The 13,195-nt window shown below is 68.1% G+C and carries 12 protein-coding genes and 1 tRNA gene; 7 read left to right on the top strand and 6 right to left on the bottom strand.

Annotation, left to right across the window (positions count from 1 at the left end; genetic code table 11):
• The first annotated feature begins 39 nt into the window (after window positions 1-39).
• The 4 genes from ACZ4YL_RS16170 to ACZ4YL_RS16185 are packed head-to-tail and all read left to right on the top strand — an operon-like array spanning window position 40 to window position 4,467.
• The gene (locus ACZ4YL_RS16170; protein WP_030008505.1) at window positions 40-972 is read left to right on the top strand and encodes a branched-chain amino acid ABC transporter permease; all 933 of its coding nucleotides are present in this window, start codon (window positions 40-42) and stop codon (window positions 970-972) included.
• 5 nt (window positions 973-977) lie between these two features.
• On the top strand, window positions 978-2,702 hold the full coding sequence (locus ACZ4YL_RS16175; protein ID WP_468117014.1) for a branched-chain amino acid ABC transporter permease: 1,725 nt from the start codon (window positions 978-980) through the stop codon (window positions 2,700-2,702).
• A gap of 5 nt (window positions 2,703-2,707) precedes the next feature.
• Complete coding sequence (locus tag ACZ4YL_RS16180; protein ID WP_468117275.1) at window positions 2,708-3,754, top strand: ABC transporter ATP-binding protein; 1,047 nt, start codon at window positions 2,708-2,710, stop codon at window positions 3,752-3,754.
• On the top strand, window positions 3,751-4,467 hold the full coding sequence (locus ACZ4YL_RS16185) for an ABC transporter ATP-binding protein (RefSeq protein ID WP_301371782.1): 717 nt from the start codon (window positions 3,751-3,753) through the stop codon (window positions 4,465-4,467). The genes ACZ4YL_RS16180 and ACZ4YL_RS16185 overlap by 4 nt, the downstream gene beginning before the upstream one ends.
• Before the next feature lie 65 nt (window positions 4,468-4,532).
• Here ACZ4YL_RS16185 and ACZ4YL_RS16190 read toward each other — a convergent pair whose 3' ends face one another.
• Window positions 4,533-5,186 carry an ANTAR domain-containing response regulator gene (locus tag ACZ4YL_RS16190; protein WP_468117016.1) on the bottom strand — a complete coding sequence of 218 codons (654 nt, stop codon included), beginning with the start codon at window positions 5,184-5,186 and terminating at the stop codon, window positions 4,533-4,535.
• Between the two features lie 99 nt (window positions 5,187-5,285).
• Between ACZ4YL_RS16190 and ACZ4YL_RS16195 the strand changes: the two genes are divergently transcribed.
• Window positions 5,286-5,358: transfer RNA gene (locus ACZ4YL_RS16195), tRNA-Leu, on the top strand.
• Between the two features lie 166 nt (window positions 5,359-5,524).
• Complete coding sequence (locus tag ACZ4YL_RS16200) at window positions 5,525-6,235, top strand: helix-turn-helix domain-containing protein (protein WP_468117017.1); 711 nt, start codon at window positions 5,525-5,527, stop codon at window positions 6,233-6,235.
• Window positions 6,236-6,237: 2 nt separating this feature from the next.
• Here ACZ4YL_RS16200 and ACZ4YL_RS16205 read toward each other — a convergent pair whose 3' ends face one another.
• The 4 genes from ACZ4YL_RS16205 to ACZ4YL_RS16220 all read right to left on the bottom strand — a co-directional run bounded on the left by ACZ4YL_RS16205 (window position 6,238) and on the right by ACZ4YL_RS16220 (window position 9,698).
• The gene (locus tag ACZ4YL_RS16205; protein WP_468117019.1) at window positions 6,238-6,777 is read right to left on the bottom strand and encodes a hypothetical protein; all 540 of its coding nucleotides are present in this window, start codon (window positions 6,775-6,777) and stop codon (window positions 6,238-6,240) included.
• Window positions 6,778-6,823: 46 nt separating this feature from the next.
• Window positions 6,824-7,279 (bottom strand): MarR family transcriptional regulator, encoded by a 456-nt coding sequence (locus ACZ4YL_RS16210; RefSeq protein WP_468117020.1) that lies wholly within the window; start codon window positions 7,277-7,279, stop codon window positions 6,824-6,826.
• Between the two features lie 143 nt (window positions 7,280-7,422).
• Complete coding sequence (pyk, locus tag ACZ4YL_RS16215) at window positions 7,423-8,850, bottom strand: pyruvate kinase (protein WP_468117022.1); 1,428 nt, start codon at window positions 8,848-8,850, stop codon at window positions 7,423-7,425.
• A 146-nt stretch (window positions 8,851-8,996) separates the two neighbouring features.
• Window positions 8,997-9,698, bottom strand: coding sequence for an SIMPL domain-containing protein (locus ACZ4YL_RS16220; RefSeq protein ID WP_468117023.1), 702 nt, complete (start codon window positions 9,696-9,698; stop codon window positions 8,997-8,999).
• A gap of 127 nt (window positions 9,699-9,825) precedes the next feature.
• Between ACZ4YL_RS16220 and ACZ4YL_RS16225 the strand changes: the two genes are divergently transcribed.
• Window positions 9,826-11,634 (top strand): bifunctional metallophosphatase/5'-nucleotidase, encoded by a 1,809-nt coding sequence (locus ACZ4YL_RS16225; RefSeq protein WP_468117277.1) that lies wholly within the window; start codon window positions 9,826-9,828, stop codon window positions 11,632-11,634.
• A gap of 68 nt (window positions 11,635-11,702) precedes the next feature.
• On the opposite strand, the gene ACZ4YL_RS16230 is transcribed toward ACZ4YL_RS16225, so the two are convergent.
• Window positions 11,703-13,172: a peptidase M16 family protein gene (locus ACZ4YL_RS16230; RefSeq protein ID WP_468117025.1), complete on the bottom strand. Its 1,470-nt coding sequence runs from the start codon at window positions 13,170-13,172 to the stop codon at window positions 11,703-11,705.
• Window positions 13,173-13,195: the final 23 nt, after the last annotated feature.

Below are 13,195 nucleotides of genomic sequence, written 5' to 3' on the forward strand. Positions count from 1 at the left end.
CGCGGAGTCTTATCCGACACGCTCATCGGAGGCCCTGCGGTGCACGAACTGCCGCAACAGCTGGCCAACGGCCTGGCCCTCGGTGCTCTCTATGGCCTCATCGCCATCGGGTACACCATGGTCTACGGCATCGTCCAGCTCATCAACTTCGCCCACGGCGAGATCTTCATGATCGGCGGCTTCGGCGCGCTCAGCGCCTACGCCATCCTCCCGACCGGCACCTCCCTGCTGATCGCGATACCCGTCATGATCGTCGGAGGTGCCGCCACCTCCGTCGCCGTGGCCTGCGCAGCCGAACGCTTCGCCTACCGCCCACTGCGCAGCGCCCCCCGGCTCGCACCCCTCATCACCGCAATCGGCCTCTCGATCGCGCTCCAGCAGCTCGTCTGGCAGTTCTACCCGGACGCCAAGAAGGCCGTCAGCTTCCCTGAATTCAAGGGCGCCGCCTTCAAGATCACCGACAGCCTGGCGATCCAGCGCGCGGACCTCTTCGTCCTCATCCTCGCCCCGCTCTGCATGCTCGCCCTCGGCGTCTTCGTCCAGAAGAGCCGCAGCGGCCGCGCCATGCAGGCCACCGCGCAGGACCCCGACACCGCGAAGCTGATGGGCATCAACACCGACCGCATCATCGTCATGGCCTTCGCCATCGGTGCCGCGTTCGCCGCCGTCGCCGCCGTCGCCTACGGCCTCGACAAGGGCCAGATCAACTTCGAGATGGGCTTCATCCTCGGCCTCAAGGCCTTCACCGCAGCCGTCCTCGGCGGCATCGGCAACATCTACGGAGCCATGGTCGGCGGCGTCGTCCTCGGACTCGCCGAAGCCCTCTCGATCGCCTACATCGAAGACATCCCCGGCATGTCGCAGCTCGGCGGTGGCGCCTGGTCCAACGTCTGGGCCTTCGTACTCCTCATCGTCGTCCTCCTCGTGCGGCCACAAGGCCTGCTCGGTGAGCGCGTCGCGGATCGGGCGTGAGAACCATGACCACCAACACCACCCCGCAGACCGCCGACACGGTGAAGCAGGGCCCCGCGCCCACCACCCTCCTCTACGCGGTCATCGCCGGCAGCCTCCTCACCATCGTCAGCGCCTTCCTCGCGTGGACCTGGACCTCCGAATTCCCCGGCGACCTGACCTACTACGGCAGCCCCGCCGCCATCCAGTACGTCACCCTCGCCGGCGCAGCCCTCACCCTCGCCTTCGCGCTCTCCGCGCTCGGCGTCAAGGGCTTCCGCTGGCTCGCCCCCAACGGCACCCGCAAGGCCCTCTTCTTCCTCACCCTCGGCAACCTCGCCGCCACCTGGTTCACGGTCATCTCCATCACCGTCGTCCTCGGCGGCGTCATCAACCTGGAACCCGGCTCCTACGTCGCCCTCCTCGGCACGTTCATCCCGGTCCTCGCCGTGAACAAGCTCGCCGACGACACCCGCAAGGCGGCCCCCGCCAAGCAGCTGCCCTCCTGGGCCGAGATCCTCATCATCACCGGCGTCTTCGCCATCGGCCTCTTCGTCATCACCTTCGGCATCGACACCGATGACAAGGAACCGCAGCTCTTCGTCGCCTACCTGATCACCGTCGGCCTCGCGGCCTTCGCGCTGAACAAGTCCGGCCTCTTCGCCCGCCTCGGCGGCCTCACCGCCAAGTACCGCCAGGTCACCCTGATCGGCACCGCGGCCGCCGCCATCGCCTTCCCCTTCATCCAGCAGAGCGGCGACACCTACACGCTCATCGCGGTCAACATCCTGATCTTCGCGACCGTCGCCCTCGGCCTCAACGTCGTCGTCGGCCTCGCCGGCCTCCTCGACCTCGGCTACGTCGCCTTCCTCGGCGTCGGCGCCTACGCCGCCGCCCTGGTCTCCGGAAGCACCGCATCCGCCTTCGGCATCCACCTGCCCTTCTGGGCAGCGGTCATCGTCGGCGCCCTCGCCTCGCTCATCTTCGGCGTGGTCATCGGAGCCCCGACCCTGCGCCTGCGCGGCGACTACCTCGCCATCGTCACCCTCGGCTTCGGAGAAATCTTCCGCATCGCCATGGGCAACCTCGACGGCACCTCCGGCCCGGACATCACCAACGGCCCCAACGGCATCCCCAACATCCCCCACCTCGAAATCTTCGGGTGGAACTTCGGGGAATCCCACGTGGTCGGCGGCATCACCCTCGGCGCCTACGCCAACTACTACTTCCTGATGCTGCTCGTGATGGCCCTCGTCGTCGTGGTCTTCGCCCGCGCCGGCAGCAGCCGCATCGGCCGCGCCTGGGTCGCCATCCGCGAAGACGAGACCGCCGCCGAAGCCATGGGCATCAACGGCTTCAAGGTCAAGCTCATCGCCTTCGCCCTCGGCGCCACCCTCGCCGGCCTCGCCGGCACCGTCCAGGCACACGTCAACAGCACGGTCGTCCCCGAGAACTACGTCTTCGCCGGGCCCGTCCCGCCGAACTCCGCGTTCCTCCTCGCCGCCGTCATCCTCGGCGGCATGGGCACCATCCGCGGCCCCATCCTCGGCGCCGCACTGCTCTTCCTGATCCCGGCGAAGCTGGCCTTCCTCCAGGACTACCAGCTCCTCGCCTTCGGCATCGCCCTCATCCTGCTCATGCGCTTCCGCCCCGAAGGCCTCATCGCCAACAAGCGCGCGCAGCTCGAGTTCCACGACGACACCGCTGACCAGGCCCCCACGGACCTGGCCACCGCCAAGGCGGGGGCGTGAACAACATGACGACCACCACGGACACCACCACCAAGACCACGGTTCTCGAAGCCAAGGGCGTCACGATGCGCTTCGGCGGCCTCACCGCCGTCAAGAACGTCGACCTCCAGGTCAACTCGGGCGAGATCGTCGGACTCATCGGCCCCAACGGCGCCGGCAAGACCACCTTCTTCAACTGCCTCACCGGGCTGTACGTCCCCACCGAGGGATCCGTCAGCTACAAGGGCACCGTCCTGCCTCCCAAGCCCCACAAGGTCACCGAGGCCGGCATCGCCCGCACCTTCCAGAACATCCGGCTCTTCCACAACATGACCGTGCTGGAGAACGTCCTCGTCGGACGCCACACCCGCACCAAGGAAGGCCTCTGGTCCGCCCTGCTCCGCGGCCCCGGCTTCAAGAAGGCCGAAGCCGCCAGCGAAGCGCGCGCCATGGAACTCCTGGAGTTCATCGGCCTGGAGAACAAGGCCCAGCACCTGGCCAAGAACCTCCCCTACGGCGAACAGCGCAAGCTGGAAATCGCCCGCGCCCTCGCCAGCGACCCCGGCCTCATCCTCCTGGACGAGCCCACCGCCGGCATGAACCCGCAGGAAACCCGCGCTGCCGAAGAACTCATCTTCGCCATCCGCGACATGGGCATCGCCGTCCTCGTCATCGAGCACGACATGCGCTTCATCTTCAACCTCTGCGACCGCGTCGCCTGCCTCGTCCAGGGCGAAAAGCTCATCGAAGGCACCGCGTCCGAGGTCCAGGGCGACGAGCGCGTCATCGCCGCCTACCTCGGCGAGCCCTTCGAGGGCGACCCGGGCGCCGCCGACGACGCCGCCGTCGAGGCAGCGGAAGCCGCCGCCGAAGCCGCAGCACCGGCCGAAGCCGAGGCTGCGGCCGAGCCCGAGGCCGACGCCGAGGCCGAGCCCGAGGCCGACGCCACCGCCGAGGCCACCGAGACCGACGCCGAACCCGAAGCGGAGACCGACGGCGACACCGACGCCCCGGCCGACGCCGACTCGGACAGCACCACCAGCACCACCAGCACGGAAGGAGAGGCCAAGTGACCGCACTGCTCAAGGTCGAAGACCTCAAGGTCGCCTACGGCAAGATCGAAGCCGTCAAGGGAATCTCCTTCGAAGTCAACGAAGGCGAAATCGTCTGCCTCGTCGGCACCAACGGCGCCGGCAAGACGACCACCCTGCGCACCCTCTCCGGGCTCATCAAGCCCAAGAGCGGCAGCATCACCTTCGACGGCCAGCCCCTCGCCGCCGTCCCCGCCCACAAGATCGTCTCCCTGGGCCTCGCCCACTCCCCCGAGGGACGCCACATCTTCCCCCGGCTGACGATCGCCGAAAACCTCCAGCTCGGCGCCTTCCTCCGCACCGACAAGGAAGGCATCGAGAAGGACGTCCAGCGCGCCTACGAGATGTTCCCCATCCTGGGCGAGCGTCGCAAGCAGGCCGCCGGCACCCTCTCGGGCGGCGAGCAGCAGATGCTCGCCATGGGCCGCGCGCTCATGTCCCGCCCCAAGCTCCTGATGCTGGACGAGCCCTCCATGGGCCTGTCCCCGCTGATGATGCAGAAGATCATGGCGACCATCAAGGACCTCAAGGCCACCGGCATGACCATCCTGCTCGTCGAGCAGAACGCCCAGGCGGCGCTCTCGCTCTCCGACAGCGCGCACGTGATGGAGATCGGCAAGATCGTTCTCTCCGGCACCGGCCGCGACCTCCTCCACAACGAGGACGTCCGCAAGGCCTACCTCGGCGAGGACTGACACAACGTGTGAGGCCCGCCTCCCCTCGGGGGGAGGCGGGCCTCACGCATGTCCGGGGGCGGCTGCTACGCGCCGCTCTCCTTCTTCTTCGCCTCGGCGTCCTCGATGACCACCTCGGCGACCTGCTGCATGGACATCCGACGGTCCATCGACGACTTCTGGATCCACCGGAAGGCGGCCGGCTCCGTCAGCCCGTACTGCGTCTGCAGGATGCTCTTCGCACGGTCCACCAGCTTGCGCGTCTCCAGCCGCTGCGAGAGGTCCGCGACCTCCTGCTCCAGCGCCCGCAGCTCCGCGAAGCGGGACACGGCCATCTCGATGGCGGGCACCACGTCGCTCTTGCTGAACGGCTTCACGAGGTACGCCATCGCACCGGCGTCCCGGGCCCGCTCGACGAGGTCGCGCTGCGAGAACGCGGTGAGCATGAGCACGGGCGCGATGGACTCCTCCGCGATCTTCTCGGCCGCGGAGATCCCGTCCAGGACGGGCATCTTCACGTCGAGGATCACCAGGTCGGGACGGTGCTCACGGGCGAGCTCGACGGCCGTCTGCCCGTCGCCGGCCTCGCCGACGACGGAGTAGCCCTCTTCTTCGAGCATCTCTTTGAGATCGAGACGGATGAGCGCCTCGTCCTCGGCGATGACGACGCGGGTCGTCAGCGGCGGAACGTGCGGCTGGTCGGCGTCGGGCGTGGGCGTCGACTCGTGCTCGGCGGTCACGGATGCTCCTCGGTGCAAGGCGGTTAAGCTCCCACGAGCCTACCTAGCTCCTGTATGTTTGTGACACGGAGGGTCTTAGGTATCCTTCGTTTCGAAGGGGCCCCGGTAGCCCAGCGGTAGAGGCGATGGATTCAAAACCCATTCAGCGTCGGTTCGAATCCGACCCGGGGTACTTCTCCTTCAATTTCAAGGTCGCCAAGCGAATATTGCGATCTTCACTCGTCACGGTGAACGAAACTTCGAATTGCGACCAACCGGGCGAATAACAGCGAGGCTCCTGCGTCGTGGAGCACAATCCCGCGATCCGCGAAGAAGCAGTTCTGCTGTTACGCCGAGGCGTGACCAATCGAGTGGTGGCCGAGAGCCTCGGCGTGCCCCGCGGCACTGTCGGCTGGTGGCGGCACCAGGACCGGAAGCGCCGCGGCGAGACCTACGAGCCACCCACCGACTGTCCGAGGTGCACCGGCCTCGACGTCGACCGGCCGGCGTACGCCTATCTCCTCGGCCTCTATCTCGGCGACGGCCACATCATCTCGAAGTACAAGCAGCACCACCTGTCCATCTTTTGCGACGCCACCTGGGTGGGCCTCATAGACGCCGCCGAGGAGGCCATGCATCTCGTGATGCAGATCCCGCGCGTGAGCCGTCGCCAACGACAGGGATGCGTCGAGGTGCAGTCCCACTCGACCCACTGGACATGCCTGTTCCCTCAGCACGGGCCCGGCAAGAAGCACGAGCGGCGGATCGTTCTCGAAGGGTGGCAGCAGGAGATCGTGGATGCGCATCCGTGGGAGTTCCTCCGGGGGCTGATCCATTCGGACGGGTGTCGGGTCACCAACTGGACCGTCCGCAACGGCAAGCGCTACGAGTACCCGCGGTACTTCTTCACCAACAAGTCCGACGACATCCGGAAGCTGTGCACGGACACGCTGACCAAGGTCGGGGTCCGGTGGACGGTGCTGGCGCGGGGCAGTGATCCGTTCAACGTGTCCGTCGCGCGGAAGGACTGCGTCGCCCTCATGGACGCCCACATCGGGCCGAAGTACTAGGTTCAGAGGTGGGTGGCGGTTCCGGTGGCCGGGTCGTAGGTGATCAGGGGCGGCAGCTCGTGGTGGCCGGTGACGGTCTCGGCGGTGAGGACGGCGGGGCGGCCGCAGGCCGTGCCCAGTTCGGTCAGGAAGCGCAGCACGTCGGCGACGTGGGCCCCGTCCTCGATGCCGTCGGGCCAGAGGGAGAATTCGATCCCGTCGACGGGGAGATGGGCCGAGAACCAGGTGTGGCCGTATCGGACGCCGAGGGTTGCCGTATAGCAGTCCTCCAGTGCGGCGAGCCGGTCTGCGGCGTCGTTCCCGTCGGTGTCCTCACCCTCGGCGCCGCTGTACCAGGTGAGTTCGTCGGCGGCGGTGCCGAGGTGGTGCAGGACCTGGTTCCAGTCCGTGTCGTCGGTGTCTGCGACGGTGATGTCGCGGAGGCTTCCGTCGACGTAGAACACGTCGCACATCCACGGGTCGGGCAGTCGGCAGGGGCCCGGGCGGGGTTCGCACGCGTGCTCGGGTCCGGCGTCCGGCGCGTGTGGCGGCTGCGTGGTCATCCGGTCGGTCCCCCGTGTGCGTGCGTCGTGAGGGCCCAGTATGGCGTTACGGCAGGTCGCCGTTGCCGCCGAGGTTGGCGACCATGTGGCGGAGGGTGTTGATCGTGGCGGCGTAGGCGGTGTCGTCGATGCCCTGCCGCATGGCTGCGTGGACCTTCGCGTTGCGGTCGTGGGCTCGGAGGCGTCCTGCTTCGCCGGCTTCGGTGAGGGTGAGGCGGTCGTCGGTCTCGGTGAGCCAGCCGCGGGTGGTGAGGTCGGCGTAGACGGCTTCGAAGTCGATGTTCTGGTCGTCGAAGGGGGTCAGCTTCTCGGTGAGGCCCTTGCGGGTCCATTCGCCCGGGGCGCCGGCTATGTGGCCCAGGGTGCACCAGTGGGGCTGGGTGAGGTGCTCTTCGGCGAGGGCCGTGCGGAGGCCGCCGATGACCAGGTTTGCGGCTTCGCGGGCCCAGTAGCCGATGGGCTGGGCGGCGAGCTGCTGCTGGGAGTACTCGTTCGTCGTCATGTCGCGAACGTATGACCTCAGGTTTGGTTGAGGTCAAGGGATTGGCCGGCTGTGGTGGATCGGCGGTGCGGCTGGTGGTGCGGGTGGCGGGGGCCGCGTCGGGCGCGTCGCCCGACGCGGTGCGTCTCGTACGGGGTCGTGCGTCAGCGGACCGGGTCGCCGATGTGGTGGATGCGGACGAGGTTGGTGGAGCCGGTGACGCCGGGGGGTGAGCCGGCGGTGATGACGACGGTGTCGCCGGGTACGCAGCGGCCGATGCGCAGGAGTTCTTCTTCGACCTGGGCGACCATGGCGTCGGTGGAGTCGACGTGGGGGCCGAGGAAGGTTTCGACGCCCCAGGTGAGGTTGAGCTGGGAGCGGGTGGCGGGGTCGGGGGTGAAGGCGAGGAGGGGGATGGGTGAGCGGTAGCGGGAGAGTCGGCGGACGGTGTCGCCGCTCTGGGTGAAGGCGACGAGGAATTTGGCGTCGAGGAAGTCGCCCATTTCGGCGGCTGCGCGGGCGACGGCTCCGCCTTGGGTGCGGGGTTTGTTGCGGTCGGTGAGTGGGGGGAGGCCCTTGGCGAGGATGTCTTCTTCGGCAGCTTCGACGATGCGGGACATGGTGCGGACGGTTTCGATGGGGTATTTGCCGACGCTGGTTTCGCCGGAGAGCATGACGGCGTCGGTGCCGTCGATGATGGCGTTGGCGACGTCGCTGGCTTCGGCGCGGGTGGGGCGGGAGTTGTCGATCATCGAGTCGAGCATTTGGGTGGCGACGATGACGGGTTTGGCGTTGCGCTTGGCGAGTTTGATGGCGCGCTTTTGGACGATGGGGACTTGTTCGAGGGGCATTTCGACGCCGAGGTCGCCGCGGGCGACCATGATGCCGTCGAAGGCGGCGACGATGTCGTCGATGTTTTCGACGGCTTGGGGCTTTTCGATCTTGGCGATGACGGGGAGGCGTCGGCCTTCTTCGTCCATGATGCGGTGGACGTCGTCGATGTCGCGGCCGCTGCGGACGAAGGAGAGGGCGATGACGTCGGCGCCGGTGCGCAGTGCCCAGCGGAGGTCTTCGATGTCTTTTTCGGAGAGGGCGGGGACGGAGACGGCTACGCCGGGGAGGTTGAGGCCTTTGTGGTCGGAGACCATGCCGCCTTCGATGACGCGGGTGTGGACGCGGGGGCCGTCGACGGCGGTGACTTCGAGGGTGACGCGGCCGTCGTCGACGAGGATGAGTTCGCCGGTGGTGACGTCGGTGGCGAGGCCTTTGTAGGTGGTGCCGCAGGTGTGGCGGTCGCCTTGGTGGTCTTCGACGGTGATGGTGAATTCGTCACCGCGTTCAAGGAGTACGGGTCCTTCGCGGAAGCGGCCGAGGCGGATCTTCGGGCCTTGAAGGTCGGCGAGGATGCCGACGCTGTGGCCGGTCTCGTCGGAGGCCTTGCGTACGCGCTGGTAGCGCTCCTCGTGTTCGGCTGTGGTGCCGTGGCTGAGGTTGAGGCGGGCGATGTCCATTCCGGCTTCGACCAGTGCTTTGATCTGGTCGTATGAGTCGGTTGCGGGGCCCAGGGTACATACGATTTTCGCTCGGCGCATGAGGCGAGCGTATTCCCCTACCTGCGGGTAGGTAATCGCTTCTGGGTGTCCAATCAACAACCGTTGGGCAAAAGGTTGTTGACAAGTGTTGAATGTGCATGGGGGTGCTCTGATGAGCACCCCCGGGGGCGTCTTTTGTGGGTTCTTCAGAGTTGTGGAGGGGTCATGGTGAAGCGGGCGTTCACCTGTGCGTAGACGGTCTGGCGCTGGGGTTCGAGGTCGAGGGGCGGGGGGCCGGCGTCCTCGGCGGCGCTGAAGGCCATGGTGCGCATGCCGGCGCCGGGGGCGGCGGCGAAGGGGGCGGCGTTCTCGGCGCCGAGGTCGGCGAGTTCGACGAGGGCGGCGAGGTTCGCGCCGAGGGCTTCGGCGTATTCGCGGGCGCGCTGGACGGCTTCGAGTACGGCTTGGCGGCGGGCTTGGCCGTGGGCGGGTGAGGTGGGGCGCAGGGCCCACCAGGGGCCGTCGACCTGGGTGAGTTCGAGGTCGGCGAGGCGGGTGGTGAGTTCGCCGAGGGTGGTGAAGTCGCTGAGTTCGGCGGTGATGTGGACGCGGCCGTGGTAGGCGCGGATGCGTTCGGCGCGGCCGTGGCGGGTGAGTTCGGGGGTGATGGAGAAGGCGCCGGTTTCGAGTTTTTCGACGGGGTCGCCGTAGCTCTTGATGAGGTCGAGGGCGGTGTTGTTGCGGCGGGTGAGGTCTTCGAGTGCGGTGCGGCGGTCGGTGCCGCGGGCGCTGACGGTGATTCCGATGCGGGCGATCTCGGGGTCGACTTCGATGCGGGCTTCGCCGCGGACCGCTACGCGGGGTACTTCGGGGGTTCCGTAGGGCTGGTGCGGTGCGTCCTGGGTCATGGTTTCACTGTCGCACTGTCGCTCGTTCGGGTGTGGTCACCGGATCGAAACCTGGTGGGGGTGTTGCGGCTTGTTACTGCTGGGTCAGAATCTACGCGCGTTGTTCAGGCCTCAAAAGGGAGATGGTATGGCGTTCGACCGTAGGACTTTCCTGGGTAGTACGGCGGCGACGGGTGCGGCTGTGGCGTTGGCGGGGGCCACGAGCACCCCGGCTGCGGCGGCTCCGCAGGCTGTGGAGGGGTCCGCGTCCCCGGCGCGGACGTACGCGTTCACGGTGATGGGTACGACCGACTTGCACGGGAATGTCTTCAACTGGGACTACTTCACGGACAAGGAGTTCGACGACAAGGCGCACAACGACGTCGGTCTGGCGAAGATTTCCACGTTGGTGGAGCAGGTGCGGGCGGAGAAGGGGCGGCGTAACACGCTGCTGATCGACGCGGGTGACACGATCCAGGGCACGCAGCTGTCGTACTACTACGCGAAGGTGGATCCGATCACCGCGCGGCGGGGTCCGGTGCACCCGATGGCGCAGGCGATGAACGCGATCGGTTATGACGCGGCGGCGCTGGGGAACCACGAGTTCAATTACGGGATACCGGTGCTGCGGAAGTTCGAGGAGCAGTGTGATTTTCCGCTGCTGGGGGCGAACGCGCTGGATGCGCGGACGCTGCGGCCGGCGTTCGCGCCGTACAGCATGCACTGTCTGCGGACTCCGCACGGGCGTGATGTGAAGGTGGCGGTGCTGGGGCTGACGAACCCGGGTATCGCGATCTGGGACAAGGCCAATGTGCAGGGGAAGATGACGTTCCCGGGGCTGGAGGAGCAGGCGGCGAAGTACGTGCCGAAGCTCCGTTCCATGGGTGCCGATGTGGTGATCGTGTCGGCGCATTCGGGGTCGAGCGGGACGTCCTCGTACGGGGACCAGCTGCCGCACATCGAGAACGCGGCTGCGTTGGTGGCGGAGCAGGTGCCGGGGATCGACGCGATCCTGGTGGGGCATGCGCACACGGAGATTCCCGAGTACCGGGTGAAGAACAAGGCGACCGGCAAGGACGTGGTGCTGTCGGAGCCGCTGAAGTGGGGGCAGCGGCTGACGCTGTTCGACTTCGAGCTGACGTGGGCGAAGGGCCGCTGGTCGGTGGCGAAGGTCGCGGCGAGGGTGCTGAACTCGAACACGGTGGCGGAGGACCCGAAGATCACGGGGCTGCTGTCGGACGAGCACCGCAAGGTCGTGGCGTACGTGAACCAGGTGATCGGTACGTCGACGCAGGCGATGTCCTCGGCGGAGGGGCCGGTCAAGGACGTGGCGATCATCGATCTGATCAACCACGTGCAGGCGGAGACGGTGAAGGCGGCGCTGGCGGGTACGGAGTGGGCGGCGCTTCCGGTGCTGTCGCAGGCCTCGTGCTTCTCGCGGACGGCGGCGATCCCGGCCGGTCAGGTGACGATCAAGGACGCCGCGGGGCTGTACCCGTTCGAGAACACGATGGAGGCGCGGCTGCTGACGGGTGCGCAGGTGAAGGACTATCTGGAGTACTCGGCGCGGTATTACGTGCAGACGGCGCCGGGTGCTCCAGTGGATCCGGCGAAGCTGACGAACGCCGAGAGCATCCCGGACTACAACTACGACGCCGTGTACGGGCTGGCGTACGACATCGACATCGCGCAGCCGGCGGGTTCGCGGATCACGGGGCTGGCCTTCCAGGGGAAGGCGGTGGATCCGGCGGCGCAGTTCGTGCTGGCGGTGAACAACTACCGGGCTTCGGGCGGCGGGAACTTCCCGCACGTGCCGCAGGCCAAGCAGCTGTGGTCGAACTCGGACGAGATCCGGAACACGATCATCCAGTGGGTGAAGGCGAAGGGGACGGTCGACCCGGCGCAGTTCGCGTCGGTGGACTGGCGTCTGACGCGGGCGGGCGTGCCGGTGTTCTAGGCGCTGGTCGCAAGAGGCACCTCAGGGGGCCGGGGTCCGCGGCGGCGGGTCCCGGCCCCCGTGTGCGTTCAGGGGGTGGTGCGGGCGAGGTGGGCGGGGACGGCGGCGTCGAGGGCGGCGACGAGTCGATTGCCGCGGGCGACCTGGTGGGGGTGGACGTGCATGTCGCAGCCGCAGCCGGTGAGGACGATGCGGCCGGGGCCGTCGTGGGTGAGGAGGGCGACCTCGTCGAAGCGGATGTCGTGTTCGTCGCCGTTGGCGTCGCGGGTGACCAGGCCCCAGGGGGTGAGGACGTAGCTGCCCTGTTCGTGGCGGGGGGTCCTGGCCCGGCGGAGGCGGCTCATGCGGAAGCGGGTGCCGGGGGTCGGGGGGTGCTGGTCGGCCAGGCGCCAGCAGTCGGAGTTGGGCAGGGGGGTGCGCTGGAGGGTTCTGGGCTGGAGGAAGACCTGGTGGGGCACGACGAGCACGGCGTCGGTGAGGGCGCGTTCGAGGTGGGTGCTGACGTCCTGGTGGGTGATGGCGGCGTAGCGCTCCAGGAGGGTGCGGTCGTCGAGGTGGGGGATGCCGAAGTGTTCGGTGGTGATGGCCCGTTCGAGTGAGTGCCAGTGGCCGTTCGTGCGGTTGAGGGTGGCGCGGTGGTGTGCGGTGAAGGCGTCGAGTTCGTCCTGTGCGGGTCCTTCGCGGGTGAGGCGGAGGGTTTCGTGCCAGAGGATCTCGGCCGCTGTCGCTGCGCTGTCGTCGCGGAGGTCGAGGAGGAGGACGCGGTCGAAGGTGAGGCGGTCGCGGACGAAGCGGTGGGTGGTGACGTGGTCGCTGATGCCTCTGAGGTCGCGGGCGGTGTGTTCGACGCGGCGGCGCAGGATGTGGTGGGCGGCGTCGGCGGTGGGGTCGCCGGTTCCGGAGGTGAGGAGGAGGGAGGCGGTGGCGACGGGGCGGTGCTGCCAGGAGGCGGGGGTGCGGTTGGGGGGTGCGGTGCGCCGGGGTGGGGGTCCGTCGGGCAGGGGGAGGGTGAGTCCCGGGGGTGGGGGGCCGTCGAGAGCGAGGACGGCGTTGCCGCGGGTGAAGTGGGTGGCGGCGTGGGCGGCGACGGTGTCGGGGGTGACGTGGTCGTACATGGCGGGGTGGTGGTGCATGACCAGGCCGGTGGCGTGGGCGCCGTAGCGGGCGCTGAGGGGTTCTGCTGCCTGGTGCTGCGGTATTCGGGCGCCGTGGATGCCGAGGAGGCGGGCGGTGTGTTCGGTGCGGTGCAGCGGGAGTTCGGAGAGGACCACGCAGACGGTGTGCAGGAAGTCGGTGATGTCCTGGGGGGTGCCCTTGGCGTGGAAGGACGTCGTCTCGGTGTCGACCGCGCTGGTGAACTCGTGGAGGCGGTTGCCGGTGGTGGACATCACGAGGGCTTCGATGACGCGGGTGACGCCCATGGTGGGGGCGGTTTCGTCGCGGACCCCGGTCCCGAAGGAGAGCTGGGCGGTGAGGGGGCCGGGGGTGGGCGCGGACGTCCACAGGACGGTGACCCCGTCGGCACTGGTTCGCTGCATGCGGCGACCCTAATGCCGGTGGT

The sequence above is a fragment of the Streptomyces sp. NPDC030021 genome (genome assembly GCF_055574035.1).

Bases quoted from the DNA above. Each gene is read 5' to 3' on its own strand.
- ACZ4YL_RS16220 (WP_468117023.1), bottom strand. From the start codon at position 9,698: ATGACCCAGGACGCACCGCACCAGCCCTACGGAACCCCCGAAGTACCC.
- ACZ4YL_RS16180 (WP_468117275.1), top strand. From the start codon at position 2,708: ATGACGACCACCACGGACACCACCACCAAGACCACGGTTCTCGAAGCC.
- ACZ4YL_RS16225 (WP_468117277.1), top strand. From the start codon at position 9,826: ATGGCGTTCGACCGTAGGACTTTCCTGGGTAGTACGGCGGCGACGGGT.
- ACZ4YL_RS16210 (WP_468117020.1), bottom strand. From the start codon at position 7,279: ATGACGACGAACGAGTACTCCCAGCAGCAGCTCGCCGCCCAGCCCATC.
- ACZ4YL_RS16205 (WP_468117019.1), bottom strand. From the start codon at position 6,777: ATGACCACGCAGCCGCCACACGCGCCGGACGCCGGACCCGAGCACGCG.
- pyk (WP_468117022.1), bottom strand. From the start codon at position 8,850: ATGCGCCGAGCGAAAATCGTATGTACCCTGGGCCCCGCAACCGACTCA.
- ACZ4YL_RS16230 (WP_468117025.1), bottom strand. From the start codon at position 13,172: ATGCAGCGAACCAGTGCCGACGGGGTCACCGTCCTGTGGACGTCCGCG.
- ACZ4YL_RS16175 (WP_468117014.1), top strand. From the start codon at position 978: ATGACCACCAACACCACCCCGCAGACCGCCGACACGGTGAAGCAGGGC.